The sequence below is a fragment of the Rhizobium sp. PvP014 genome (assembly GCF_017876855.1).
GTDB classification, from domain to species: domain Bacteria; phylum Pseudomonadota; class Alphaproteobacteria; order Rhizobiales; family Rhizobiaceae; genus Neorhizobium; species Neorhizobium soli.
This window is the reverse complement of sequence record NZ_JAGIOT010000002.1, coordinates 204,387-229,710: the sequence shown is the minus strand read 5'-3', so window position 1 is coordinate 229,710 and position 25,324 is coordinate 204,387. Positions and strand designations below refer to the sequence as shown.

Sequence of the window (25,324 nt, the reverse complement as noted above, 5' to 3'; positions counted from 1 at the left end):
CGTCGTCAGAGGATCGGCCGGTAATCATCTGCTCCCCAACTGTGGCTGCGGCGGCGGGGATCCGGCCGCGGCGGATCGTAGTGCCGGCCGAGAGCAAGAAGTGCGGTGCGCAGCATCAGCTTGGCGGAGCGTGCCGGCCATTGCCGCTCCCGTTCGACCAGTTCCAGCCCTTTCGAAAAGCAGCAGACGTCGACGGCGACGCCCGACAGTTCCGGTCCCATCGCCTCCACGGCCGCACCAAACCGGCGTCGTGCGTCGATGGCGCTGCCGGCCACATCCGCCTGCCCGCCGCGGCCGCCATCAGCACGGCTGGACAGGCGCGGCTCCCACGAGGCGGTGATCTTGGGCTGCAGCTGACCGCGGGTGAAATCGGCAAGCAGCCGCTCACCCGCCTCGACGGCGGCTGATGGCAGGAAGGCCGACCCGTCCCTGTCCTTCAGCCTTGCGACAGTGCCGAGCGGCGATTCGGCGAGATTGCGGCGGACCGTCTGGCGTGTGCCCTCAACCACCAGCCCGACCCGTTCGATCTCGCCATGCTGAGCGGCAAACCCCTCCTCCTCCCGCTCCGCCATCGCCCGGCGCAGATAGGACATGGCCTCAGCCGACGCCGAAAGCCGGCCATCCTGCTGGACAGCAAGACCCAGCGACACGGCCTGGTGCACGAGGTCGCGACCATGCTCCGTCTCGACATCCGAGATCGCGCCGTCGTTTTTCAAAAGCTGGCGCAGTAAGCGCACAAGACGCAGACGCTCTTTGCTCTTTTCATCCTTCATCGACCCGTCTCCTCTTTCAGCCTCAGCCCTCATCCGCTTCACCGAAGACGGAGGTGACCATCCTTTCGACGGCGGAAACGAAATCGTCAAAGGCCGGGTTGTCGCGGCGGTCCTCGACCAGATGGCAGGCATGGGCGACGGTTGATCGCTCCCGGCCGAAGCTTGTGGCGATGTCATCGACCGAGATCGACAGCGCCACGTGGCAGACATACATGGCGATCTGGCGGGAATGGGCGGCAAGCCTTCGGCGGTCGCGCCGGACCATGACCCGGTCTCCGAAGAGGAACACCATTTCCGAGACGAGCTGAAACACGATCAGGCATGTGGGTTTCGGCTTTCGACCGATTCGAAGCGTTACCCCGGAAGGCGCGGATGCGCCGGCGGCCATCCGTGCGGTGGAACGGCCGGAAACGCTGAGGTTGGGCGAAACGGGTATTGCCCCGGCGGACGGTTCGGCAGGCATGACAGCTCCTCCACTTCTAGGAATTAATTCACATACGGTAGCGGAGGAAGAGACGGATGGAAATACGAAATGCACCCTAGCGGCCGCCATCCGAGCTAAGCATCAGGAATCTAATTATGATTTTTTTCCTATCTCTAGACAACAAAAAACCGGGCATGCGCCCGGTTCTCTTGATTGGCAATGTTACTGCTGCCGTCTGTTAAAGGCCGTCTATTAAAGGCTGATCAAGCCTTGGCGCGCTTGCGGCGCTGGCCGAGGCCCATTTCCTTTGCAAGACGCGAGCGGGCTTCCGCATAGGCGGGAGCGACCATCGGATAGTCGGACGGCAGGCCCCACTTTTCGCGGTATTCTTCCGGCGTCATGTTGTAATGGGTCATGAGGTGTCGCTTCAGCGACTTGAACTTCATGCCGTCTTCCAGGCAGATCAGGTAATCGTCCTCGATGGACTTCTTGATCGGGACCGGCGGCTTCGGCTTTTCAACCACGGCCACGACGGGCGTCGGCGATGCCGTGCCACTCAGTGCCGTATGAACGTCGGCAATCAGTCCTGAAAGGTCGCCGACCGGAACGACGTGGTTGCTCACATAGGCAGCCACGATATCTGCTGTCAGTTCCACCAGCAGGTCCGGGCCTTTGCCCAATGCGATTTCTGTCATTTTCGTCTCCTGTTCGTAATTCGCGGACGGTTGCGAGAGCCGACCAACACCCGCATCCTGCAGAACCACGATGGCATTCCACTGCCCGTGCACTGTCCGAAGACTGAAACCTACCCCTAAGTTTCGCGCGCAAAGCCGATCATAAATACCACCGGACATTGTTTACTTCGGACAATTCCCGCATAGGCACACAATTCTGAGACGTATTGTGCGTTTTACACGAGAAATAATCCGCAAGAGAACAATTTCAGGGTTCTACTGCACCTGAATTAGCATCCGGACCCCCAAAATCCAACTGCGAAATCTAGTAATGCCGATCGAATTCTGATGGTAAAGCCGGGGGAAGACCTGATAACTGATAGTGTATCGAAAAAAGACGCCTTTATGACGGGCTTATAGCTCGAATTGCGGCCTCTATATTGATTCTTCGTGCGCTTTCATCTCATCGTGGAGCGAATGTTCGCTCATCGGATAGCCGGCGCGGCGGGCAGCGACGGCCAGAAGATGCGCCGAAACCGGGGCCGTCAGGACGAAGAACAGAAAGCCTGCAATTGCGCGGGCAAGGACCGGCAGATCCCCGGCATAGACCCCGACAGCGAGCAGCAGCAGACCCGAACCGACCGTGCCGGCCTTCGAGGCTGCGTGCATGCGGGTATAGAGATCCGGCAGCCGGTTGATGCCGATTGCGGCAATCAGCGAAAAGCAGGCGCCGGCGAGGACGAGGACGGAGACGACAAGCGCGACGACGAGATCCATCAGCGTTTCCTCCTTTGCACGCGAGTCTTGCCGGATGTCGCTGGATCTTTTGCGGCATCGGTGACGCGCGGCATGATGAAGCGGGCAAAGGCGACGGTCGACAGGAAGCCGACGAGGCCGAGCGCGATGGCGATATCGATATAGAGGTTGAAGCCGGTTCGGATGGCAATCAGCGCGATAAAGCCGATGACGATGCCGACCAGCATGTCGAGCGCAAGCACACGGTCCGGCAGCGTCGGTCCCGCCACCACCCGCCGGATGGTCAACAGGAACGCGACCGACAGGACCGCCATGGCAAGCCAGGTGGAGACAGACAGGATCGTCGCGGCCATTGACGGATCGGACACGGTCATTCGAATGCCTCCAGGATCTTGCGCTCGAAGCCATCCGCGATTTCCCGCTTGGTCGCGTCGATATCGGAGGCGTCAAGCGCGTGCACGAAGAGGAACTTGCGGTCGGCCGAGACATCCACCGACAGCGTGCCCGGCGTGAGCGTGATGAGGTTGGCAAGAAGCGTGATCTCGAAATCGCGGCTGACCGTCAACGGAAAGGAGAAAATTCCGGGTTTGACGTCGAGCCTCGGTCTCGTGACGAGGACCGCCACCTTCCAGGCCGACATTGCCAGTTCCCTGATAAACAGGACGAGGAGCGAGAGCATCCGGCCTATCCGCATCTTACGGCTGGCGCGGTCGATCTCGCCACGCACAACCCAGAGCGCGAGCGCTGCGACGGCAAAGCCGAACACAAGGTTGAGGATGGTGGCGCTGCCCGTGATCGCCACCCAGATGACGGCAAAGACGCAAGCGCGGATGAATGACGTCATCTTATGCCTCCCGACGGCAGGGCGTCCGGAAAGACCGAACGGATATAGGCGGACGGGCCGGCAAGTCCCTCGGCGGCCGATTGCGTCAGCGACAGAAGATGTTCCGGAAACAGACCGAAACCGGCGAGCAGCAGAACAAGCGCGCCAAGCGGTAGCGAAAGACGCCAGTCGCCGCGAACTGCGGTCTGTCGCTCAAGGCCGGCTTCCGGTTCGAGCCCCTGCCGCCAGTAGGCGAGAAGCACGATCCGGCCAAGCGTGAGGGTGACGAGAAAGGAAGAGACGAGAATGGCGGCGGCAAGCCACCATGCGTTGATGTCCATCGCGGCTTTCAGAAGCATGATCTTCGGCCACAGACCCGACAGCGGCGGCAGGCCGGCGACGGCGAGGAACACGAGAAGCGACACCGCCGTGAAACCCGGCGACGACCGGTAGAGCCCGCCGAGCGTATGCAGCGACCAGCGGTTTGCTTGGTTTTCGTCCCCGGAAAGCAGGCTTGCGCGGCGGGCCGCCTCGCCGACCACGAGATAGAGCGCCGTCATCGCCACCATCGAATGCAGCGCATAAAAGATGGCGCCGGAAATGGCGGCCGGAGACCCGATCGCCACGCCCGCCAGCATGTTGCCGATGCCGGCGATGACAAGGTAGCCGGCAAGTTTGCGGATATCGCTCTGCGCCAGCGCACCCAGGGCACCCGTTATCAGTGTCAGAATGGCGAGTGTGGCAATGGCGGGGCTCAGCACCTCTCGCTCCACCGGCAGAAGCATGACCGTGACGCGGATCAGCGCGTAGATGCCAACCTTGGTGAGGAGCGCGCCGAAAAGCGCCGACACGACGATGCGCGGCGTGTGATAGGAGGCGGGCAGCCAGAAGTTGAGCGGAAAGGCTGCCGCCTTCATGGCAAAGGCAAAGGTAAACAGCGCCGTCAGCGTGACGAGCGGTGCCGTGCCCGAGAGGTCGCCGGCCTTGAGTGCGATATCGGCCATATTGAGCGTGCCGAACAGCGAATAGAGATAGCCGACCGAGATCAGGAACAGCGTCGTGGCGATAAGGTTCAGGACCGCGTATTTGAGCGCGCCATCGATCTGTTCGGGTCGTGATCCCAGGATCAGAAGGCCGAACGAGGAAATCAGCAGGACCTCGAACCAGACATAGAGGTTGAAGATGTCGCCGGTGAGGAAGGCACCCGAGACGCCCGCCATCAGCAGCATCAGGAAGGGATAGAAACCGTAGCGTCGTCCGGAGCCATCGATATCCCTGTGCGCGAAGATGCCGGCGGCGAGTGCCACGAGCGAGGCCGTCAGTGCCATCGTGGCACCGAACAGATCGGCCGTGAAGGCGATGCCGAACGGTGGCAGCCAGCGGCCCATGACCATCGTCACCGGGCCGTTTTCGATCACCCGCAAAAGCAGGCTTCCATTGACGAGGACGAGCAGAAGCAGCGCTGCAATGGCGATCGCGCCGTGGAGGCGAACGGACTTGCGCACCATCAGGAGAATTGCGCCGGCGCCGATCATCAGCACGACGGGCAGGATCACCAGCCAGTCACCGAGCGGCGGCGGGGTGAGGACCAGGGCGGCTGCGAGATCAACGGGGGATGTTGCGGGGGATGCCATCAAACGTCCTCAATATCCCATCGGCGGCGATGGTTCGTCGCGGGGTTCCGCCAGTCGCATCTCGTCGGAATTGTCGCTGCCGAGATCCTGAAAAGCGCGGTAGGTGAGCACGAGGAGAAAAGCGAAGAACGAAAACGAAATCACGATAGCCGTCAGGATCAGCGCCTGCGGCAGCGGGTTGGCGGCGGTATGGGACAGCGTGTCTGCGCCCGCCGGAATGATCGCCGGGACCGAACGCGTCAGGCCGCCGGCGGTAAACAGCAGCAGGTTGACGCCATTGCCGAGCAGCACGACGCCAAGGAGAATACGGACGGTGAATTTCGACAGCATGAGATAGATCGCGGCCGAAAAGAAGAGGCCGATCAGGATCGCGAGCGGCGTTTCCATCAGCGTTTTCCTCCCGATTTGCGGCGCTTCTTCTTCGTTACCGGATCTGGCGCGCCCTCTCTTGCGGACGCAGCCGTTTCGGCGCGCCGCGACGTCGTGCCGCGCAATGCCGGAGCGGGAAACTCAGGACCGGGTTCCTGTTCCAGCGCCAGCACGATCGAGGTGATGGCGCCGAGCACGACGAGGTAAACGCCGAGATCGAAGGATATGACCGTCGACAGCGGAATGTCCGTGCCGAACAGGCTCGGCGTGATCCACAGCCCGGTCATGAAGGGCACGCCGGCAAAGATCGACACGAGGCCCGACAGCATGGCGATCAGAAGGCCCGCCCCGGCGATTGCCATCGGATGAAAGCGCAAGGCCCGGCGCACCGCACCGGTGCCGAATGCAATCCCGTAGATCGCCAGACCCGACACAGCGATCAGACCGCCAATAAATCCGCCGCCCGGCTCGTTATGGCCGCGCAACAGAACAAAGACCGAAAAGAGCAGCGTCAGTGCAGTGACGACCGGGGCGACGGTGCGAAGAATGATGGTGTTCATGGCAGGGCCACCTGTTCGAAGCTTTCTGTCACCCGCCGCTCGTTCCTGTGGTTCAGCCTTGCCGTATTCCCGTGGCCCAGCCGTCCAGCACGACTGCGCTCCGCCCTGCCAGCGCGACGTTGCTCCACACTCCCCTCATCTCTGTGCTTGTCACAGAAATCCAGCGCACCCAAGTCCTTGGGTGCGGGAGAGGTGGTCGCGCGAGACGCGTCATTCACGGCGCAGACGCGCCGGGGCTGGGTTCCTGTGACAAGCACAGGAATGAGGGACGTTGGGGGAAGTGTCCGGGCTTTGATCATCGGCCTGGTCTCCCGGTCGATGGTTTGGCCTGCGGGGCTTTGGTGGTTGGGGCTTTGGCCGCTGTCTTTCCATTGGGGATAGCGGTCGCCGTCCGTTTCGCGCCCCCTGCCCCAAGTTCCGTCTTCGTCACCGCCCGGACCCGGACGAGCGCCAGAACCGCGAGCCCGGTGATCATGACGACGGCGATTTCGCCCAGCGTGTCGACGCCGCGGAAGTCGACGATGATGACATTCACGACGTTGGCGCCGTGGGCGATGACCTTGGAATAGGCGTTGAAGAAATCCGTCAGCGCGTTGTCGAACGGCGTCTCCACGGATTTGAGCAGCAGCAGCGTAAAGCCGGTGCCGCAGGCGAGCGCTATCGTGCCGTCGAACAGGCGCTGGAGGAGCGGCCGGTGATCGGACGGCGTCAGACGGAGGCGCGTCATGACCAGCGCCAGGATGACGACCGAGAGCGTTTCGACCATGAACTGGGTGAACGACAGATCCGGCGCGCCAAACAGGAGGAAGAGAACGGCGATGGCAAAGCCCTGGATGCCGAGCGCGACGATTGCCGTCAGCCGGTCGGCCGCGCGCAGGACCGCCGCAACACCGATCACGGCAATGCCGAGAAACACCCATTCGTGCAGGGCAACGGTTTGCGGGAACGCCGGCATGGTAGGGTATTCATTGAACAGGAAGGGCGGCACCAGCAGGGTAAGCGCCAAAAGGATGAAGGTGGCGGTGACATAGATTTCGAGCCGGCCGGGCTGGAGAATGCGGGTCAAGACGACTGACAGGCGTATCAGGCCTTGAACCGCATGGTCGAAACCGCGATCGGGCCCGGGACCGAGCGCATCGAACAGTCTTCGCATCAGCCCGCGTGCCGTCTCCAATTGCCACAGGACCAGACCCGCAAGAATCAGGGTGAGGACCGAGAGGAGAAGCGGCAGGCCGAGATGCGGCACGGTGGAGATGTCGATGACCGTGTTTTCATGCAGCACGGCGCTTGCCATGGGCGTCGAAAAATACTGGTGCGCGGTGCCTGAGAAAATGCCCGCGAAAAGTCCGAGCAGCGCGAGAACGACGGGGCCGAGCCACAGGCCCAATGGCCCTTCATGGACGGGCCCAAGATCCGGGCGGTTTGGACCGAGAAAAGGCTTGAAACCGATCGCCAGCGCCAGCGCTCCCATCAGCGCGTTGCCGATGACGGCGAGGCAGAGAAAGAAGATCGCTCGCGGATTGCCGTCGACGAGCGCCAGATAGATCTCTTCCTTGGCGAGAAATCCGAAGAACAGCGGCAGGCCGGCCATGGAGAGGGCCGCAAGCGCTGCCGCTGCAAAGGTAACGGGCATCGCCTTGCGCAGGCCGCCCAGTTTCGAGATCTCGCGCGTGCCCGTCTCGTGGTCGATGGCGCCGGCCACCATGAACAGCGCGCCTTTGAACAGCGAATGGGCGATGAGATAAAGCACCGCGGCCTCGATCGCATGGTCGGAGCCGAACCCGGTCAGCATCACCATGAGGCCGAGCGAGGCCATCGTCGTATAGGCGAGCATCATCTTGAGGTCGGTCTGCCTCAACCCGAGAAGCGCGCCGGAGATCAGCGTGATGCCGCCGAAGAAGGGAAGCAGGATTTCCCAGGCGGGCGTATCGCCGAGAACCGGCTGCAGCCGCATCAGGAGATAGACGCCGGCCTTTACCATGGTTGCCGAATGCAGATAGGCCGAGACGGGCGTCGGCGCCTGCATGGCGTTGGGCAGCCAGAAATGGAACGGAAACTGAGCCGATTTGGTAAAGCAGCCGGCGAGAACCAGAAGAAGAATGGCGAAATACTGCGGGCTGGCGCTGAGCGGCAGGCCCGAATGCAGAAGCAGCGACAACTGGGTGATGCCGGTGACGTTCCAGAGAAGAACGAGGCCGGCCAGAAGCGCCAACCCGCCGCCGCCGGTGACGACCAGCGCCTGCAGCGCAGCCCTTCGTGCCTCTACCCGGTCGTGATCGAAGCCGATCAGCAGGAAGGAGGCGATCGAGGTCAGTTCCCAATAGACGAACAGCATGAGAAAACTGTCGGAGACGACCAATCCCAGCATGGCACCCATGAAGAACAGGATGAAGGCGAGGAAGCGGCCCTGCTGTTGGTGGCCCTTCATGTAGGCGCCGGAATACAGCACGATCAGCGTGCCGATGCCGGTGATCAGCAGCGCGAAGGTGAGCGACAGGCCGTCGAGAAACCAGGAGAAGGACAGGTTGAAACTCGGCACCCAGACATAGCCGCCCGTGGCAGATTCTCCGGCGGCAATTTCCGGAAGGAAGCTCAGGAAATGAAGGCAGGCCAAGGCGGGTGCAAGTGCGAGAACAAGCGCTGCGCGATGGCCCATCAGGCGCGAGAGCATGGGGGCAAGAAGTGCTGCAAGAAACGGCAGCATGAGTGCCGCGAAGGTCAATGCCGGCGTGGTGGCGGCCATGGTCCCCTCCCGTTGAGTATCCTCGCAAATCCCTGCCGAGCGGCAGCGCCCCACGGTTTCTAAGGGAAACCCGTCTGTCCCTCAAGCATTGACGGGCAAGAAACACGGCACCGTGACCTTTATCGACAGGCTGAACGCACCTATCTATGGCTTACAACGAAAGGATGGTTCAGATGTCCGACGTCATCACCAAGAAAGTCCAGAAGACAGATGCAGAATGGCGCGAAGAGCTGACGCCCGAGCAGTATCAGATCTTGCGCCAGGCGGGCACGGAGCGTCCCTTTACCGGGCCGTACTGGAACGCCAAGGATAAAGGCATCTACAGCTGCGCCGGTTGCGGCACGGATCTGTTCGTGTCGGATACCAAGTTCGACAGCGGCTGCGGCTGGCCGAGCTACTTTGAGGCTGTCAGCCCCGATGCGGTGACCGAACTGCGTGATACCACGCACGGCATGGTGCGCACCGAAGTCCGCTGCGCCACCTGCAACGGCCATCTCGGCCACGTCTTCCCAGACGGCCCGCCACCGACCGGCCTGCGCTACTGCATCAACGGCCACTCGATGAATTTCCGCCCGGCAGATTAGTCAGCGGGACGGCTGTCACCAAAGTACCGACTTGAAATTGACAGCGGCCCCATCCGGGCCGCTGTTTTCGTTTGGCTTACCCCGGCAACTCGACCGTGAACGCAAATCGCGCGGTTTGCCCGGCGGGCAGCATGACGGTGTAGGGACGCGATTCGAGATCGGCACTGGTCCCGTTCTGGGCGGCCGTTCCGTGCCAGGGCTCGATGCAGAGGAAAGGGCCGTTGAGCTTTTGCCAGAGCGCGAGGTTTGGCAGGTTGTCGAAGGAAAATTTCAGCTCCGAGCCGCCTTCCGCCGCATAGGTCAGGCCCGTTCCGGCGCCCTCTGCAAAGATCATCGCGTCTTCATCGAACATGTCGTGCGACAGCGTCAGCTTGCCGGACGTGAACGGCGAGGCAAGTGGGCTCGGGTCGATCAGCCCGCCGGACAGGCGCGTCATCGCCGGTTCGCCACCGTTGTCGAGCACGATCGTATGGGCCTGGCCTTCTCCACCCGGCAGCGGCCAGAGGAAGGCGGTGTGGAAACCGAGGCCGAAGGGCATGGGCCGGTCGCTGCGGTTTTCCACCTCCGCCGAAATCGTGAGTTTCGAACCGTCGACCGAATGGGTGACGGCGAGGCGGAAATCGAACGGGTAGACGCTGCGGGTGGTATCGGATGATGCAAGCTCGAAGCGGCAGCTGGTCTCCTCGGACGCGGCGAGCGTGAAGGTCGAGCGGCGGGCAAAACCGTGCTGCGCCATCGGATAGGGTTTGCCTTCGATCATCACGGTATCGGAGGGCGCCTTGCCGACGATCGGGAAGAGGATCGGCGAGCGGCCGGCCCAGAAGGCGGCGTCGCCGTTCCAGAGAAAGTTGCGCCCATCCGCCGTCTTCAGCGACTGCATTTCCGCACCGAGGGGGGAGATTTCAACGGAGATACGATCGTTGGCGATACGGGTCATAGTATCATCTGATGCAGCGGACATGCGGCTCTCCTGGCAAATTTCAGGCTTGAGGCGCAGGATTGCCTACCCTGCGCGTCGGTTAGATGACGATCAGACGGTTTCCGGGGGAATCGCATATTGATCGTCGCTGACCGCCTCCATCCAGTCGGCGGTCTTGCCGTCGAGCGCTTCCCCGATGGCAATATGGGTCATGGCCGTCTGCGACGATGCGCCGTGCCAGTGCTTTTCGCCCGGCGAAAACCAGACGACATCACCGGCGCGGATTACCCGGACCGGACCGCCCCAGGTCTGGGTGAGGCCGGAACCCGAGGTAACAACCAGCGTCTGGCCGAGCGGATGGGTGTGCCAGTTGGTGCGGGCGCCGGGTTCGAACGTGACCGATGCTGCAACAACGCGGGCCGGTGCCGGTGCGGAATTCAGCGGATCGAGGCGGACTGTGCCGGTGAAATACTCTGCCGGCTGCTTCTTGGAGGCCTGCGAGCCAACACGCTTGATATCCATGGAAAAGATCCTTCGTCGTCATGCGATTGATGCGAATGCGATGTCAGCCAGCATATAGGCCGTTCGGACGGAAGTGCCACGAGAAAGCGAAGGACGTCAGCCCGCGACCCTGAGCTCCATGCAGACAAGATCGAGCCAGCGGCCGAATTTGATGCCGACTTCGGAAAACGTGCCGGTCAGGCGGAAACCGAGCCTTTCATGCAGACGGATGGAGGCGGCGTTGCCCGCTTCGACGCAGGCGATCATCACATGAATGCCGTTCGACGCGGCGCGGGTGATCAGCTCGCGCATCAGCAGACGGCCGATGCCCTCGCCGCGGGCCTCGCGGTGCACATAGACGGAATGTTCCACCGTGTGCCGGAAGCCCTCGAAGGCGCGCCAGTCGCCGTAGGATGCGTAGCCTTTGACGACCCCGTCCTCGTCGGCGACCAGAACCGGAAATCCTCTCGCCTGGCGTGCCGCAAACCAGTCGCGACGGTTGGCGAGATCGACCAGCGTCTCGTTCCAGATCGCCGTCGTATTGGCTACGGCGTCGTTATAGATCTCGAGGATCGCAGGCAGGTCGGCTTCGGTGGCATCGCGGATCAAAGGGGGCACTGGCTATCGTCCATTATAGTGATTGCCCGTCCACTTTATCAGACGGCCGCAGTGTGTAAAGCGGGCTGGCGTCTTGCGCACACGATCGGTCAGGCGCTGGCCGACAGGCTAAAGCAGGTCATGACTGCACTATAGTGGACGGCAGCCGCCGCGACGACGAAGGAATGCCAGATGGCATTCTGGAAGCGCAGTCTTTCCCACACGTGGAAGATGACGCCGAGCGAATAGATCAGGCCGCCTATAACGATCAGCAATGCGGAGATCGGCGGCAGGTAGGCCGAGACAGGTTCGGCAACCATCAACCCGCTCCAGCCCATGGCAAGATAGAGGAGGATGGTCAGCCGGTCGAACCGGCCGGGGAAAAAGCATTTGATCAGGATACCGAAAATCGCTGTGGCCCAGATCGCGATCAGCATCCCGAAGATCCACGGGTCGGAGGCGCCGCGCTGGAGGAATGGCGTATAGGTGGCGGCGATCAGGATGAAGATCGCCGAATGGTCGAACCGCCGCAGCAGCCACTTGGTCGGCGAGTGCGGCCATATGTTGTAGGTAAACGAGATCGACAGGCAAAGGATCAGCCCGATCCCGTAAATCCAGGCGGCAACGATCTCGCCATGGCTCGACCACATGGTGGCGTAAAATATCAGGGCCGTGGCGCCGATCAGGGCGAAGACCAGTCCGATGCCATGGACAATCCCATCCGCGACGATCTCGTGAAAATCGTAGTTTCTGCCAAATTTGAAGAGATCGCTCATTACCCACCTTCCATACCGGTGCCAAGAATGGGGCCGAGCGGAAAGCTTGGCAAGACTGCGCGATTCACAATAAATTTCCGATGGTTTCAACTCTTGGTCATGAGCCCAAAACTCTGGCTGCACGAGCCGGTTCCGGATGGTGCGGGAACGGCGGCAATCAAGCCTGTACGGCTAGAGGTGGCCGCCCCAGCGTCAATAAATCGAGAACAATCTATCGCCGAACTGCTCACTATCGTGAACGATCGATGGCGCGCATAACTGTGGAAAGATTGGCATGGCGCGTCGTCATTTCGATCCCGTTGAAAGCTGGAGGACAGATTATGACAGAACAGAAGCAGCCGTTTGCACTCAGCCGCCCGCTGCATGTCGGGCGGGCGCATCTCGTCGTCAACGATCTTGCTCGCGTCTCCGGTTTCTACCAGAAAATCATCGGGCTTTCGGTGCTTGAAAAGACGCCGAGCGGTGAGGTTCTGGGCGTCGCCGGCGTGCCGCTTCTGACGCTGACGACGGGCGGCAACGTGGCCCGCGCGCCGCGCAATGCGGCCGGCCTCTTTCACACGGCCTTTCTGGTGCCGGGCCGCCTTGAGCTTGCCCAATGGCTGGCCCATGCAGCGCATAACAATATCCAGCTCGAAGGCGCATCGGATCATCTGGTTAGCGAGGCGCTCTATCTTTCCGATCCCGAAGGCAACGGCATCGAGATCTACCGCGACCGCACGCCCACGGAATGGACCTACCATCAGGACGGCACCGTGGCGATGGCGACCGACCGGCTGAACCTTCAGGAGCTTTATAACAGCGCGCCCCAGGCGGCATTTGCCGGAATGGCTGAGGGAACAGCGCTCGGTCATATCCATCTTCAGGTCGGCGACATTCCGCAGGCGGACGCCTTTTACCGCGACGTGCTGGGCCTGAAGATCATGGCGCGGTATCCCGGTGCGAGCTTTTTCGCGACCGGCGACTACCATCACCATATCGCTGCCAACGTTTGGAACAGCCGCGGCGCGACGACCCGGCTTGAAAACATGACCGGGCTTTCCGATTACACCGTGAAGTTCAACGATCAGTCGGCCTTGGCGAACGCGCTTTCCGCACTGGAAAAGCACGAAATCGCGACAACCAAAACCGTCGAGGGCTGGGCTCTCAGAGACCCGTGGGGCATCGGCCTGACGCTTGCTGCGTAACGCGTGCAGAATTCCTGACCGTTGCGATCGTAAACCTGAGCAGTATTCCGGAACCGGAACACTGTTTTTGCGTTGATCGCGACAACGAGGACATCAGACAATTCATGGCCATGACGAGCACGCGCGCAGCCAATCCTAAAAAACGGCTGATCGACTTTGCCGCCAACCGGTCTGCGCATCGCAAGGATGCCGTCATTTCCGGCCTGGAGAGCGAAGACGCCGATGAGAGCCTCGTGCTGGGGCGCGAGGCGCTGGAAGTCGCCAAGGCCTGGGCCGTGATCGGCATTTTCGCGATCGTGTTCTTCGCCATCGTCCACATGATGTCGCTGGTGCTTATCCCTGTCACGCTTGCCGTCGTCGTCGGACTGATTCTCGGTCTGGTGGCAGACAAGCTTGGCCGCCTGGGCGTACCCAAATTCGGCATTGCAATCATCCTCTCCAGCGCTGTGTTCGCCGCGGTCTTTCTGGTCGTCAACGCGCTGGCCGAACCGTTTGCCATGATGATCCAGGAAGGTCCGAGCTTTCTGCAACGCATGATCGACCGGATGATGCCATTTCTGCAGCGCCAGGAATGGCTGAACATCTCGCCGGCCACGTTTGAAACCGGGCCGATGTCGATGCAGGCGCTTTTGGAGAATTCCGGCAACATCCTCAGCGTCGTTACCGCCAATCTGACGCCGGCCGTCGTGCAGGGTATGATCTTCTTTGCGGCGCTGCTTCTGTTTCTCTACGGCAGGCTTAGACTTCGCCGTACCCTCATCCTCGCCTTCCCGCGGCGTCACCAGAGGCTTATTGCGATCCGTGTGCTGAACGCAATCGATCAGGTTCTCGGCTATTATTTTGCGACTGCGAGCGTGCTCTATCTCGGTCTCGGCATCGTGATGATCGCAATCGCCTATTTCGGCGGCCTCAGCATGCCGCTTCTCTGGGGTCTGTTCGCATTCCTGTCGAGCTTCATCCCGTTTCTCGGGATCACGATCATGACCCTCGCGGTTGCAGCAGGTGGCATCATCACGCATGACACCCTTCTCCTTGGACTGTTGCCCGCGATCGTGTTCTTCTCGGTGCACTTGCTGATGGAAAACCTGATCTTCCCCGCGATCATGGGCCGGCAGTGGGAGATCAATCCCTTTGTCGTGTTCGTCGCCATCCTGTTCTGGACATGGATGTGGGGTGCCGTCGGCGCCATGCTGGCGCTGCCCCTGTCGCTGATCATGATGACCGTACTGTCGGAACTGTTTCCAGAAAAGAAGACCGTTCCGCATCTGCCGGGCTAAAGCCCGGCGATGTCGGCGACCCGTCAGTCGTAGAGGTAATACTTGTCCCATTCTTCGCGCGGGATCTTCGACCCGACCTTGTAGTCGAAGGCGGTGACGCTGAGCCCCTCCTCGTTGGTCTCGCACTTGAATTTCAGCTTGAACCAGTCGCCGCCGCTGCGAAACGCGGCACCGGTCGCCTTCAACCCATTGTTCTTCTCGACCGGGTCTGAAAACGTGTAGGCGATCACCTTGTCGGGGCGGAAGTCGCCTTCCTTGCGCAGGCGATCCATCGCCTCGAGATCGCAGCGCTGTTCGACTCTTTCTTCAGGTGCAAGGGCGTTCAGCTGGCGAACAATGCGGCCGTCGAGCGCGTGGGCAGGCAGGGTGGAGGCGGCGCAAAGGAGGAGAGCACCTGTCATGGATGCCCAGGCGGGCAGCAGTATCGTCATGGAATCCTATCCAACGTGACTCGGACGGGGCGGAAACTAGAAGACAGATTCGTCGTTGACCACCTACCAGAGCGGGAATTATCCTCACGCGTATTCTTTTGGTGGTGGAGACCGGAATCGGTATCATGCTTGGAGGACTGAACAGATGACAGCCGAACTGGCGATGGTATTCCTGATTGTTACTATTGGGCTATCACTGGTCGTCGCCTTCATATTCTGGCAGCAGCACCGTGACTTCGCACCTCTCGCCAAGTCCCGCGAGCCTGAGAAGAAGTAGGCTCACGCGGCTTGCCCGCTTGCCTCATGGTCCGGCCGCCCCTATCTCTGGCACTCCTTTCATGACTTCGGAGTGCTTCCTTGGCCCCCTCCCCGAAAATGCCGTTCGAAAATCTGCCGACGCCTCCGGTCGCGGCGAAGAAGCCGGTGACGGATACCCGTCACGGCATTACCCGCACCGACGACTATGCCTGGTTCCGGGCCGACAACTGGCAGCAGATGTTCAAGGATCCGTCGATCCTCGATCCAGAGATCCGCACCCATCTGGAGGGTGAGAACGCCTATATGGAAGCGGCGATGGGCGACACGGCCGCGTTGCAGAAGACGCTGTTTGCCGAAATGCGCGGTCGCATCAAGGAAGACGATTCCTCCGTGCCGATGAAGGACGGACCGTTTGCCTACGGATCGCTGTTTGTGACCGGCGGCGAGCAGCCAAAATATTTCCGCACCCCGCGCGACGGCGGCGATCAGACGATCCTGCTCGACGGCGACAAGGAAGCGACGGGCAAGGACTATTTCCGTCTGGCCGGCATCGACCATGCGACGGATCATTCCAAGGGCATCTGGGGTTACGACGACAAGGGTTCGGAATATTTTACCCTGCGGGTTCGCGATCTCTCGACCGGCGAGGACATGTCAGACCTCCTGGAAAACACCGCCGGTGGCGGCGTCTGGGCGCCCGATGGCAAGAGCTTCTTCTATACGCTGCAGGACGAGAACCACCGCCCCTCCAAGGTCTTCCACCACATTCTCGGTACGCCGCAGTCGGATGACCGGCTGGTGTTTGAGGAAAAGGATCCGGGCTTCTTCATGGGCGTCGGCGGATCGCTGCTGGACGACGTGATCTATCTCGACATTCACGATCACGAAACGTCGGAATACCGCCTCATCCCGACCTCGGACCTGACCGCCGAGCCGAAGCTGGTGGCGGCGCGCGAGGAGGGCATCGAGTATTCGATGACCGAAGGCGGCGATGTCTTCTACATCCTGACCAATGACGGCGATGCCAAGGACTTCAAGATCGTCGAGGCGCCGTTTGCGGCACCGGGCAAGGAAAACTGGAAAGAGATCGTACCGCACGAGCCCGGCCGGCTGATCATTTCGCACATGGCCTATGAGCAGCACCTGATCTGGCTGCAGCGCAACCAGGGTCTGCCGGAGATCATCATCCGCGACCGGCGGACCGGCGAGGAACATTCGATCGCGTTTGCCGAAGAGGCCTATTCGCTGGGGCTATCGGGCGCCGCGGAATATGACAGCACCGTCATTCGCTTTTCCTATTCGTCGATGACGACGCCGACCCAGCTTTACGACTACGACATGGTGACCCGGACGCGCACGCTTTTGAAGACGCAGGAGATCCCCTCCGGCCACAATGCCGCAGATTACGTGACCCGCCGCGTGATGGCCCCGTCCCATGACGGCGAGCTGGTGCCCGTGTCGCTGCTCTACCGCAAGGACACGCCGCTCGACGGCACCGCGCCCTGCCTGCTCTACGGCTACGGTGCCTATGGGATGACCATCCCCGCATCGTTCTCCACCAACAACCTGTCACTGGCGGATCGTGGCTTCATCTATGCCATCGCCCATATCCGCGGCGGCAAGGACAAGGGTTTTGCCTGGTACGAAGACGGCAAGATGGAAGCCAAGGAAAACACGTTCAAGGATTTCATCGCCGCTGCCGACCACCTCGTGGCCGAGGGCTTCACGTCCTATGAGAACATCATTGCCGAAGGCGGCTCGGCCGGCGGTATGCTGATGGGCGCGATCGCCAACATGGCGCCGGAAAAGTTCGCGGGCATTATCGCGGCCGTTCCGTTCGTCGATGTGCTCAACACCATGCTCGACGATACGCTGCCGCTGACGCCGCCGGAATGGCCGGAATGGGGCAACCCGATCGAGAGCCTGGAAGAGTACCAGTGGATCGCCGCCTACTCGCCCTATGACAACGTGGGTGCAAAACCCTATCCGCCGATCCTTGCGATTTCCGGCCTCACCGATCCACGCGTGACCTACTGGGAACCGACCAAGTGGGTGGCGAAGCTTCGCGAATTCTCGACCGGCTCGGCACCGATCCTGCTCAAGACCAACATGGCTGCCGGCCATGGCGGAAAGTCGGGGCGTTTCCAGCGTCTGGAAGAGATCGCCTTCGAATTTGCATTCGCGATCAAGGTGGCCGGGAAAGCCTGACCGGGCGGATCGCCGCAGAATCGGTCACCTCGAATGACAATCGCCGCAGCGCCTCGATCGGGTGCTGCGGCTTTTTTTGTGGGAAAAATCGTTTTGGATATGCGGAAACGCGCATATGCCCTGGCGGCGTTCGGTTTTCCCGTCAGATCGCTGATTTTTCGACAGAAATGGCGGCGGCGCGAATAAGTCCCAGGCGCGCTGTCAAGCCCCAAAACCGGGCGGAAATCTCCCGGCGCAAGCTTCGCACAAGCTTCAGGCGTTAACTCTTGCTTAACCCAAGCGAGATCGAGGCGGTGCCATGAAGATCGATAGTGGCCTCAGCGGCTACAACTACCCCCAGCGGGCGGTCGACATCGATCGCAAGCAGGACGAAACCCAGCAGCGCGACACACCTGCGTCTACCCGTTCCAGCGGTTCGCTGACCGGCAGCAGCACACTGTTTGCAAGCTCGCTGGTGAGCGCCCTGTGGGCCCTCGATGCCGGCGACGACAGCGCTTCGAACTTTGCCACCAGCGGCGCCACCGCTCCCGTGCAGCAGGCCTGGGTTCAGGACATCTACCAGGAATTCTCCTGATCGATGTCTGATCGATCATGGCCCGTCACCGCGGTGACAATCCCCGTTCAGGGTTAACATTCCCTGAAGGCGCCCTTTAAGCCAACACGCTGATCCTTGTACCTGTGGTGAATGCGTCCTATCTCAACCTCCAGACATTAGAGGTTTGAGCCTGCCATGCTATCGATCGGCGATCTTTCCAAAAGAACCGGCGTCAAAGTGCCAACCATCCGCTATTACGAGCAGATGGGCCTGCTTGCCGCCGCCACGCGATCAGAAGGGAACCAGCGGCGCTACGAGCGCAGCGATCTCGATCGACTGGCCTTCATCCGCCACGCCCGCGATCTCGGCCTCGACATATCCGCCATCCGCGAACTGATCGCGCTCGGTTCGCATCCGCAACAGCCCTGCGGCGATATCGACCGGATCGCAGCCGAGCATCTTTCCGGCGTGCGCGAAAAGATCGCCAAGCTGAAGAAGCTCGAGGAGGAACTCGAGCGCATCGTGTCCCACTGCGACGGCAACCACGCGATCAAGGACTGCTACGTGATCCGCTCACTCTCGGATCACGGGCTCTGCGAGGGGGAGCATTGAGGGGTTAGAGGCGTCAGTCGCGTCAGGCTGCGGCTGCGATATCGAACTCCAGATGGATGCGGTCGTAAGGAAACACGACGCCGCCGGGCGCCTTTTCGATGACGCCTGCGTTCAGAAGCGTGGTGACATCTCCATGCACGCCCTTGAAGTCGCGACCCACCCGCCGGGCAACCTCGCGGATCGTCATCGGCGCCTGCGCCGTCAGGACCTGCACGATCTCCAGTCTTTTGGGCGCCAGCACGCGGTGAAGCGTGTCCCAGGTGGGGAACGACAGGATATGCTCTGCCTGAAAAGCTGGATCTGATTCAGCCCCCTTGACCGCATCGAGAACCGCGCTGAGCGAACTGTCAAAATTCTGGATCTTCACTTTAAGGGTTGTCATCGAGCCATCCTTCTACATCCGACCGAAAATCCACAAGCAAGGTTTCGACGCTTTCGAACAGATACGCCTCCTCCTGCGAATGGACGTGTCTATGGTCACCCTTCCCCGCTTCATTGTCGTAGCGCAGGACGCATTCCCCGGACGCCACGAGAGCCATGCGATATTTGAAATGGTGCACACTTCCCCGCAAAGGTGAAGGGACGCTCCAGATCACGATCTCTGCGAAGACGTCCTCGCGCAGATAACTCCGCGTCCTGCTGATCAGCGTCGCCTTGGCCATGGAGTTCGCCTTCCGGGTTGATGGAATATACACCATCACCTGCAGTGAGCAAGAACCTGTCGACCCGCTTGACAAGCAATTTATTCCGGCGCAAAAAGTTGTCATGATGATTACGTGCACCACCACCGCCGCAACGTATTTTTGGGCCTACCTGTAAAGGGCGGCTCGACATCTCATCATGTCAACAAGCCGCCGTCAGGCGGCTTGGTTGTTTCTAAGGGCACCTGACGGCACGACGAGACCGAAAAGGAATGCCGGAATGCCCCCGATTTCGATCGAAGACAGCGAGATCTCACTGCCGCGCCCGGCCGTGGTGACGATCCGCGCCGCCAAACGCCACGATCTGCCGCAATTGAAAGAGATGATCGCAGCCCTTGCCGCGCATCACAACGATCTGGCCGACATTACACCCGAAATGCTGGAACGCGACCTGTTCGGCGACCTGCCCTGGATCACCGCACTGGTTGCGGATGCGGGCGACGCCCTGATCGGTTACGCCATTCTGGTGCCGCTCTACCGCGCGCAGGAGGGAAGCCGCGGCATGGACCTGCACCACCTGTTCGTGCGCGACGGACACCGCGGCCATGGTATCGGCCAGCACCTCGTTTCCCGCGCCCGCGACATGGCGCGCAATGCAGGCTGCGGCTATCTCTCGGTCAGTGCCGCCACCGGCAACTTCGCTGCCCACAAGTTCTACGAACAAATGGATTTCAAGCCGCGCCCGGTGACGGGTATGCGGTATATGCAGACGCTTGTTTGAGGGTGAGGCTGAGGCCGCGCGACGCCGTTATTCTGACGCGGGATCGATCGCGCTGACGACACGAGCGACGATGTCGTCCATCGTCGCCTCGTCCAGCGTCTCGATATATTTTGCTGTCTCGGCCAGTATTCTTGCAGGAATATCGAAGCTGCGAACCTGATTGCAGACGGCGATCCCAGTCGTGTCGTGGCCGGTTACAGCGACGGCCAGACCGACCGCTCGGGTCAAAGCGCCACCGGTGGTGATCGGCACCGTCATGCTGACGCCCAGTGCATTGATCGCGCGCGGGGTGATCACGACGAACCGGTGCCTGTTCTTCATCTCCCGGCCCGCGACCGGGTTGGGATCGATCCAGAAAACATCACCCCGATTGGGAACGTTGCTGCGGACCATCAAGAGATCTCGTGCCCGACGGGGTCTCCCTCCATCGCCCAGGCCATGTCCGCATTGAGGCCGGAAACAACCTCGCCGCCTTCAAGCAACTCGCTGAGCTTAAAGCGCCGCTTGGACTTCCTGATGGGCTTTGCGACAAGCTCGCCATCCTGTATTTCCAGCGCAAGCTGATCACCGACCTGCAATTCCATCATCTTCAGAACTGCAGGCGGAATTGTCACGACAGCTGCCCCGCCCTGCCGCCTGATCTTGGTAATAACGGTCATCGCTCACCTCGTATGTGCTATAAATATAGCACAACAACATCTGGCGGCAAGCACCCGCCCTCACCTTGCCGGCACCGCCTTGAGATAGGCGGCGATGGCCTGCAGGTCGCTTTTCGGCAGATGCGCGATGTTCTTCTGAACCTCCACCATGGATCCGCCGACGCTGTCGAAATCGGGGGTGAAGCCGGTCGAGAGGTACTCGGTTATTTCGTCCTCGCTCCAGGCGCCGATGTCCTTGGAGCCGGGGGTGATGTTGGGAATGCTGCCCTGCCCTTCCGGGTTGGGGCCGCCGGCCAGCCATTGTCCTTTTTCGAAGCCGCCGAGCGCGTTGCGGGGCGTGTGGCACTCGCCGCAGTGGCCGGGACCTTCGACGAGGAACTGGCCGCGTTTGACCTTGTCGTCGGCTGAGGCGAGTTCGACGCGTGGGCCGTCGTCGAAATAGAGGAGTTTCCAGCCGCCGACCGCGAGCCGTTGGTTGAACGGAAATCCCAATTCGTGCGGCGGCGCGACATTGCTGCTGGGCGGCAGGGTCTTCATGTAGCCGTAGAGGTCATTGACGTCGGCTGCCGACAGGCGGGCGTAGGAGCCGTAGGGAAAGGACGGATAGAGATGCTCGCCGCCCGGGCCGACGCCCCGTGTCATTGCATCGCCGAATTGGGCAAGTGTCCAGGAACCGATGCCGGCCTTGGGATCCGGCGAGATGTTGGGGACGTGGAAGGTGCCGAACGGGCTTTTCAGCGCCAGTCCGCCGGACAGGATTTTTGCCGCGTCGCCTTCTGCACCTTCTGCGGCGTGACAACCGGCACAGCCGCCCGCCCAGAACAGTTGCTCGCCCTTGGCAAGATCGGGCTGACCGACGCTCGACCAGTATCCGGCGTCATGCGGCTGGGGCTTTGTCAGCGCCCAGGCCGCAACGGCGCCGGCGGCGACAACGACCACGCCGATGCCCAACACTTTTGCCCATCTTGCGGCCATCGTCAACTTTCCTCCGACATTGATGCGCAACGGAACGGCTGCCTTTGCGACAGCCGTTCAAGCATGTAGGCATGCGCTACTTCTTCAGGCGGTAGGTCTCGTGGCAGGAGCCGCAATTGGCGCCAAGCGTCCCAACGGCCTTCTGGACGCCTGCGGCATCCGTCGGCATCGAAGCGAGGATCATGTCGGCATCGGAGGCAAGTTTGTTCGCTTTGGCGCGGAAATCGGCTTCGTTCTTCCAGATCGCCGGCGATGCTTCCGAATTGGCTTCGGATCCGACAGGGAACTGGTCCGGGAAGGCCTTCATATTGGTGCTGATCGTGGTCAGCGCTGTCTTGATGGCATCGGCGTCGTAGGGTTTGTCGCCTTTGGCGATGTTGCGCATGGCTGCCGTGGAGGCGGCCACCTGCTTCATCATCTGTTCGCGCTTCTCGACCACCGCATCCTGCGCAAGGACAGCGGTGAAGCCGAGACAGAGTGCCGCGGTCGTCATGGCGATAGTTCTGAATTTCATTTCCGGCTCCGATCCCTAAAACGATGTGATGTCTGCGTCTCACATCATCAACGCATTCGCGTGATGATGATGGCAAGCTTACATGACCGAAAGAAGTCACGATTTCGTAATTTAGCGCTCGATTCTAGAAGCCGTCAAACCCAATGCAAAGTCATGTTTTTCAAGCGCTTCAGTTCGACCGCGCGTGGGCGGACAGCGGCGCCTGACGATAGCCAGGCTTGATCAGACATCGGTTGATCGGAAATGCAAACACCCGGCGCCTTGCCGCACCGGGTGTCTGGCAAATCAGCAATTGATTGAGCTTACTTGGAAGCCGCCTCGTAGCGTTCCAGCACGTAATCCCAGTTGATCAGGCTATCGACGAAAGCCTCGAGATACTTCGGGCGGGCGTTGCGGTAGTCGATGTAATAGGAATGTTCCCAGACGTCGACGCCGAGGATCGGCTCTGCGCCGTGGACCAGCGGGTTTTCGCCGTTCGGGGTCTTGGAGATGACGAGCTTGCCATCCTTGACCGAAAGCCAGGCCCAGCCGGAGCCGAACTGCGTGGTGCCGGCTGCAATGAAATCAGCCTTGAACTTCTCGTAGCCGCCAAGATCAGATGCGATCGCGGTTTCGAGCTTGCCCGGCAGCTTGTTTCCGCCGCCGTCCTTCTTCATCCACTTCCAGAAATGGACGTGGTTGTAATGCTGGGCAGCATTGTTGAAGAGGCCCTGGTTGGTGCCGAAGGACTTCTTGACGACGTCCTCGACCGACAGCTCGGCCATGCCGGCTTCGGCGGCAAGCTTGTTGCCGTTGTCGACATAGGCCTTGTGGTGCTTGTCGTGGTGGTATTCCAGCGTTTCCTTCGACATGAAGGGTGCAAGGGCTTCGTAATCGTATGGAAGTTCGGGAAGTTCGAAAGCCATTGGTATACTCCTTTTGGCAAACACCGTGGGTGAAGGTCGTGCTGGAACATAGGAGCGCGATGGGGAAGAGGCAACGGTGAACCTTCCAAAAACAACCGCTCAATCGACAAGAAATTGCTGAATTTTCCAAGCATTAGCGAGAGGAATCAATCGCTTTCGCACCGAATGCAGAAACCGGAGAAAATTGACGATGAAAAACTTTGTGGCACCGATCCTCCTCGTTTGCGCAACCGGCGCCGTGACGGCCCAGGCCGCTTCCGACGATGCGTGGACGACGTTTCAGGCTGACGTCGGCAAGGCCTGCGTGGCGGCATCGAAAGACCTGATCGAGAACGGAAGAGCGGTGGTCGATCCGTTCGGAAGCCAGTCCTATGGGCTTGCGGTCGTCACCGGCAAAGCCAAAGGCGCCAAGGTCAGGATCAGCACGATCTGCGCCTACGACAAGAAGACCAAAAAGGCCGAAGTGGGTGGCGAGATCTCCGCCGACATGCTGAGGGCAAAACCTGGCAAGTAACATCCGCGACCGCGCGGGTGGCAGCGTTTGGGAACTTTTCCACCACGGCAGACTTTTCCGGGCATGAAACACTGCCGGGAGGGCTGCCGTGTTTGATTTCTTGACCTTCGACTTTCTGACGTCCGATTTCGTGATCTTCGTGGCAATCGGCTTTTTCGCGCAGATCATCGATGGCGCGCTCGGCATGGCTTTCGGCGTTCTCACCACCACTAGTCTACTTGCTTTCGGCGTGCCGCCGGCAGTCGCCAGCGCCATGACGCATGTGACCGAGTGTTTCACGACGGCTGCATCCGGCGCCTCGCATCTCTACCATCGCAATGTAGACTGGCGGCTGGTCAAGCGGCTGGCGCCGGCCGGCATGATCGGCGGCGCGATCGGCGCCTATCTCCTGTCCAGTATCGACGGCAAGGCGATCGAGCCGTTCGTCTCGGTCTATCTGATGCTGGTCGGATGTTACATTCTTTACAAGGCCTTCCGCCCGGCCTTCAGGCGCGACATCCATGACCGGATCGTGCCCTATGTGGGCGGTGCGGGCGGCGTGCTCGATGCGATGGGCGGCGGCGGATGGGGGCCGATCGTCACCAGCTCGCTTCTCGGCCGCGGCCATGAACCAAAGAAGGTGATCGGCTCCACGAACCTCACCGAATTTGCGGTAACGACGGTGATCTCGGCGACCTTCATCGCCACGCTCGGCTGGTCAGAACTGTCGTCGGCGCTCGGCCTCATCCTCGGCGGCGTGCTGGCGGCCCCGTTCGGAGCGCTGATCGTCAAGCGACTGCCGACCAAACCGCTGATGGTCGCCGTCTCCCTGATCATCATCGGTACGGCTGCGGTGCGGATCATCTGAGGGCTGATGCTCTCTAACCTTCCAGCCCATCGCAACATCCCACATCCGCTGCCCTGCACCTGTCCCTTTGGCGGCTGGCGCGCTAGATAACGGGTATCGCGGTTTCCTCCGGGGGCCGTAGCGGAGTGTTCTCCGACGTCTGATCCTCATCTGCAAAGGTATGTCCTCCATGGCCGAAACGACCCGCCCGAACCTTCTCGTCATTCTCCTGCACGGGGTCGGCTCCAGTGGCGACAATCTGGCGCCGCTTGGGGAGGAATGGGCGGGGACGCTTGGCGATGCCGTCTTCGTTTCGCCCGATGCGCCGGAGCCTTCAAGCTTTGGTGCCGGCTACCAGTGGTTCAGTGTTGCGGGCGTCACGCCGGAAAATCGCGGCGCGCGGATTGCGGCGGCGCGGCCGGGGTTCGATGCCTTGATCAACGGCATCATCGCGGACAACGGCTTTGCCGGCAGGCTTGATCGCGTGGCGCTGGTGGGGTTTTCGCAAGGAACGATCATGGCGCTCGACGCGGTCGCAGACGGCAGGGTTGGCGTGGGTGCGGTGGTCGGTTTTTCGGGCCGGCTGTCCTCGCCCGAGCCGCTGTCGCCCTCCAAGGGCATGCCGGTGTTTCTGGTTCATGGCACTGCCGACGATGTCATCCCGTCCTGGGAAAGCGAACAGGCGGCCGACACGCTGGCGAAGCACGGTTTCGACGTTGAGACATCGATCGAGCCCGGGCTCGGACACACGATTTCGGGTGCCGGCGCTGGCCGCGCCGTGGAATTTCTGGCGAAAGTGTTCGGATACGAAGCGCTTTAACGCTGCAAAACAAGGTTGAGGGACGGCGCCCGGACCGGGTGCCGCCCCTCG

The 25,324-nt window shown here is 61.1% G+C and carries 32 protein-coding genes and 1 pseudogene; 11 read left to right on the top strand and 22 right to left on the bottom strand.

Annotation, left to right across the window (positions count from 1 at the left end; genetic code table 11):
• Window positions 1-5: 5 nt before the first annotated feature.
• From J3A65_RS05695 to J3A65_RS05650, 10 genes and pseudogenes are all read right to left on the bottom strand, one after another.
• A complete protein-coding gene (locus tag J3A65_RS05695; protein WP_209900219.1) occupies window positions 6-773 on the bottom strand; it encodes a DUF6456 domain-containing protein in 768 nt (255 codons plus the stop codon).
• Between the two features lie 22 nt (window positions 774-795).
• Window positions 796-1,236, bottom strand: coding sequence for a helix-turn-helix domain-containing protein (locus tag J3A65_RS23320; RefSeq protein WP_245341485.1), 441 nt, complete (start codon window positions 1,234-1,236; stop codon window positions 796-798).
• Between the two features lie 224 nt (window positions 1,237-1,460).
• Window positions 1,461-1,892, bottom strand: a complete 432-nt coding sequence (locus tag J3A65_RS05685; RefSeq protein WP_062453483.1) for a MucR family transcriptional regulator — start codon at window positions 1,890-1,892, stop codon at window positions 1,461-1,463.
• Window positions 1,893-2,306: 414 nt separating this feature from the next.
• A complete protein-coding gene (gene mnhG / locus J3A65_RS05680; protein WP_175487268.1) occupies window positions 2,307-2,651 on the bottom strand; it encodes a monovalent cation/H(+) antiporter subunit G in 345 nt (114 codons plus the stop codon).
• Window positions 2,648-3,001, bottom strand: a complete 354-nt coding sequence (locus tag J3A65_RS05675) for a cation:proton antiporter (RefSeq protein ID WP_244476062.1) — start codon at window positions 2,999-3,001, stop codon at window positions 2,648-2,650. Before J3A65_RS05675 ends, mnhG begins: the two co-directional genes overlap by 4 nt.
• A complete protein-coding gene (locus tag J3A65_RS05670; protein WP_174195845.1) occupies window positions 2,998-3,471 on the bottom strand; it encodes a Na+/H+ antiporter subunit E in 474 nt (157 codons plus the stop codon). The genes J3A65_RS05675 and J3A65_RS05670 overlap by 4 nt, the downstream gene beginning before the upstream one ends.
• The gene (locus J3A65_RS05665; protein ID WP_209900217.1) at window positions 3,468-5,084 is read right to left on the bottom strand and encodes a Na+/H+ antiporter subunit D; all 1,617 of its coding nucleotides are present in this window, start codon (window positions 5,082-5,084) and stop codon (window positions 3,468-3,470) included. The genes J3A65_RS05670 and J3A65_RS05665 overlap by 4 nt, the downstream gene beginning before the upstream one ends.
• 9 nt (window positions 5,085-5,093) lie before the next feature.
• A complete protein-coding gene (locus J3A65_RS05660) occupies window positions 5,094-5,471 on the bottom strand; it encodes a Na+/H+ antiporter subunit C (RefSeq protein ID WP_062453487.1) in 378 nt (125 codons plus the stop codon).
• 134 nt (window positions 5,472-5,605) lie between these two features.
• A pseudogene (locus J3A65_RS05655) lies at window positions 5,606-6,013 on the bottom strand (Na+/H+ antiporter subunit B); the annotation flags it as partial.
• A 295-nt stretch (window positions 6,014-6,308) separates the two neighbouring features.
• Complete coding sequence (locus J3A65_RS05650) at window positions 6,309-8,756, bottom strand: putative monovalent cation/H+ antiporter subunit A (RefSeq protein WP_209900215.1); 2,448 nt, start codon at window positions 8,754-8,756, stop codon at window positions 6,309-6,311.
• A 173-nt stretch (window positions 8,757-8,929) separates the two neighbouring features.
• On the opposite strand from J3A65_RS05650, the gene msrB reads away from it, so the two are divergent.
• On the top strand, window positions 8,930-9,340 hold the full coding sequence (gene msrB / locus J3A65_RS05645; RefSeq protein ID WP_062454782.1) for a peptide-methionine (R)-S-oxide reductase MsrB: 411 nt from the start codon (window positions 8,930-8,932) through the stop codon (window positions 9,338-9,340).
• A gap of 76 nt (window positions 9,341-9,416) precedes the next feature.
• Here the strand turns inward: msrB and J3A65_RS05640 are convergent, their stop codons facing one another.
• From J3A65_RS05640 to J3A65_RS05625, 4 genes are all read right to left on the bottom strand, one after another.
• On the bottom strand, window positions 9,417-10,301 hold the full coding sequence (locus tag J3A65_RS05640; RefSeq protein WP_245341484.1) for an aldose 1-epimerase family protein: 885 nt from the start codon (window positions 10,299-10,301) through the stop codon (window positions 9,417-9,419).
• 69 nt (window positions 10,302-10,370) lie between these two features.
• Window positions 10,371-10,781, bottom strand: coding sequence for a cupin domain-containing protein (locus tag J3A65_RS05635; protein ID WP_092661642.1), 411 nt, complete (start codon window positions 10,779-10,781; stop codon window positions 10,371-10,373).
• A 96-nt stretch (window positions 10,782-10,877) separates the two neighbouring features.
• Window positions 10,878-11,378, bottom strand: a complete 501-nt coding sequence (locus J3A65_RS05630; protein ID WP_209900213.1) for a GNAT family N-acetyltransferase — start codon at window positions 11,376-11,378, stop codon at window positions 10,878-10,880.
• An 89-nt stretch (window positions 11,379-11,467) separates the two neighbouring features.
• Complete coding sequence (locus J3A65_RS05625) at window positions 11,468-12,133, bottom strand: hemolysin III family protein (RefSeq protein ID WP_062453491.1); 666 nt, start codon at window positions 12,131-12,133, stop codon at window positions 11,468-11,470.
• 320 nt (window positions 12,134-12,453) lie between these two features.
• Here J3A65_RS05625 and J3A65_RS05620 point away from each other — a divergent pair, with 320 nt between their 5' ends.
• Window positions 12,454-13,317, top strand: coding sequence for a VOC family protein (locus J3A65_RS05620; RefSeq protein WP_192086851.1), 864 nt, complete (start codon window positions 12,454-12,456; stop codon window positions 13,315-13,317).
• 104 nt (window positions 13,318-13,421) lie between these two features.
• The gene (locus J3A65_RS05615) at window positions 13,422-14,594 is read left to right on the top strand and encodes an AI-2E family transporter (RefSeq protein ID WP_062453493.1); all 1,173 of its coding nucleotides are present in this window, start codon (window positions 13,422-13,424) and stop codon (window positions 14,592-14,594) included.
• Between the two features lie 23 nt (window positions 14,595-14,617).
• Here the strand turns inward: J3A65_RS05615 and J3A65_RS05610 are convergent, their stop codons facing one another.
• Window positions 14,618-14,995: a DUF930 domain-containing protein gene (locus tag J3A65_RS05610; protein ID WP_209903342.1), complete on the bottom strand. Its 378-nt coding sequence runs from the start codon at window positions 14,993-14,995 to the stop codon at window positions 14,618-14,620.
• Between the two features lie 175 nt (window positions 14,996-15,170).
• On the opposite strand from J3A65_RS05610, the gene J3A65_RS23450 reads away from it, so the two are divergent.
• From J3A65_RS23450 to J3A65_RS05595, 4 genes are all read left to right on the top strand, one after another.
• Window positions 15,171-15,302 (top strand): hypothetical protein, encoded by a 132-nt coding sequence (locus tag J3A65_RS23450; RefSeq protein ID WP_281064374.1) that lies wholly within the window; start codon window positions 15,171-15,173, stop codon window positions 15,300-15,302.
• Window positions 15,303-15,400: 98 nt separating this feature from the next.
• Complete coding sequence (locus tag J3A65_RS05605) at window positions 15,401-17,491, top strand: S9 family peptidase (RefSeq protein ID WP_209903340.1); 2,091 nt, start codon at window positions 15,401-15,403, stop codon at window positions 17,489-17,491.
• Window positions 17,492-17,789: 298 nt separating this feature from the next.
• Window positions 17,790-18,065: a hypothetical protein gene (locus J3A65_RS05600; RefSeq protein WP_209900211.1), complete on the top strand. Its 276-nt coding sequence runs from the start codon at window positions 17,790-17,792 to the stop codon at window positions 18,063-18,065.
• A gap of 156 nt (window positions 18,066-18,221) precedes the next feature.
• Window positions 18,222-18,638 (top strand): helix-turn-helix domain-containing protein, encoded by a 417-nt coding sequence (locus J3A65_RS05595; RefSeq protein WP_062453496.1) that lies wholly within the window; start codon window positions 18,222-18,224, stop codon window positions 18,636-18,638.
• A 22-nt stretch (window positions 18,639-18,660) separates the two neighbouring features.
• Here J3A65_RS05595 and J3A65_RS05590 read toward each other — a convergent pair whose 3' ends face one another.
• Window positions 18,661-19,020, bottom strand: coding sequence for a transcriptional regulator (locus tag J3A65_RS05590; protein WP_209900209.1), 360 nt, complete (start codon window positions 19,018-19,020; stop codon window positions 18,661-18,663).
• Window positions 19,007-19,300 carry a DUF6516 family protein gene (locus J3A65_RS05585; RefSeq protein ID WP_209900207.1) on the bottom strand — a complete coding sequence of 98 codons (294 nt, stop codon included), beginning with the start codon at window positions 19,298-19,300 and terminating at the stop codon, window positions 19,007-19,009. Before J3A65_RS05585 ends, J3A65_RS05590 begins: the two co-directional genes overlap by 14 nt.
• A gap of 178 nt (window positions 19,301-19,478) precedes the next feature.
• On the opposite strand from J3A65_RS05585, the gene J3A65_RS05580 reads away from it, so the two are divergent.
• A complete protein-coding gene (locus tag J3A65_RS05580) occupies window positions 19,479-20,060 on the top strand; it encodes a GNAT family N-acetyltransferase (protein WP_082476155.1) in 582 nt (193 codons plus the stop codon).
• 27 nt (window positions 20,061-20,087) lie between these two features.
• On the opposite strand, the gene J3A65_RS05575 is transcribed toward J3A65_RS05580, so the two are convergent.
• From J3A65_RS05575 to J3A65_RS05555, 5 genes are all read right to left on the bottom strand, one after another.
• Entirely contained in the window at window positions 20,088-20,453 is a 366-nt protein-coding gene (locus J3A65_RS05575) for a type II toxin-antitoxin system PemK/MazF family toxin (RefSeq protein WP_209900205.1), read from the bottom strand.
• The gene (locus J3A65_RS05570; RefSeq protein WP_209900202.1) at window positions 20,453-20,719 is read right to left on the bottom strand and encodes an AbrB/MazE/SpoVT family DNA-binding domain-containing protein; all 267 of its coding nucleotides are present in this window, start codon (window positions 20,717-20,719) and stop codon (window positions 20,453-20,455) included. Before J3A65_RS05570 ends, J3A65_RS05575 begins: the two co-directional genes overlap by 1 nt.
• A gap of 60 nt (window positions 20,720-20,779) precedes the next feature.
• Window positions 20,780-21,694, bottom strand: coding sequence for a cytochrome c (locus tag J3A65_RS05565; protein ID WP_209900200.1), 915 nt, complete (start codon window positions 21,692-21,694; stop codon window positions 20,780-20,782).
• A 76-nt stretch (window positions 21,695-21,770) separates the two neighbouring features.
• Window positions 21,771-22,208, bottom strand: a complete 438-nt coding sequence (locus J3A65_RS05560) for a cytochrome c (RefSeq protein ID WP_062579617.1) — start codon at window positions 22,206-22,208, stop codon at window positions 21,771-21,773.
• A 302-nt stretch (window positions 22,209-22,510) separates the two neighbouring features.
• Window positions 22,511-23,113 (bottom strand): superoxide dismutase, encoded by a 603-nt coding sequence (locus J3A65_RS05555; protein ID WP_209900197.1) that lies wholly within the window; start codon window positions 23,111-23,113, stop codon window positions 22,511-22,513.
• A 190-nt stretch (window positions 23,114-23,303) separates the two neighbouring features.
• On the opposite strand from J3A65_RS05555, the gene J3A65_RS05550 reads away from it, so the two are divergent.
• From J3A65_RS05550 to J3A65_RS05540, 3 genes are all read left to right on the top strand, one after another.
• Complete coding sequence (locus tag J3A65_RS05550) at window positions 23,304-23,627, top strand: hypothetical protein (protein ID WP_192086857.1); 324 nt, start codon at window positions 23,304-23,306, stop codon at window positions 23,625-23,627.
• 115 nt (window positions 23,628-23,742) lie between these two features.
• Window positions 23,743-24,474 carry a sulfite exporter TauE/SafE family protein gene (locus tag J3A65_RS05545; protein ID WP_062454788.1) on the top strand — a complete coding sequence of 244 codons (732 nt, stop codon included), beginning with the start codon at window positions 23,743-23,745 and terminating at the stop codon, window positions 24,472-24,474.
• A 169-nt stretch (window positions 24,475-24,643) separates the two neighbouring features.
• Entirely contained in the window at window positions 24,644-25,273 is a 630-nt protein-coding gene (locus J3A65_RS05540; protein WP_348635207.1) for a prolyl oligopeptidase family serine peptidase, read from the top strand.
• Window positions 25,274-25,324: the final 51 nt, after the last annotated feature.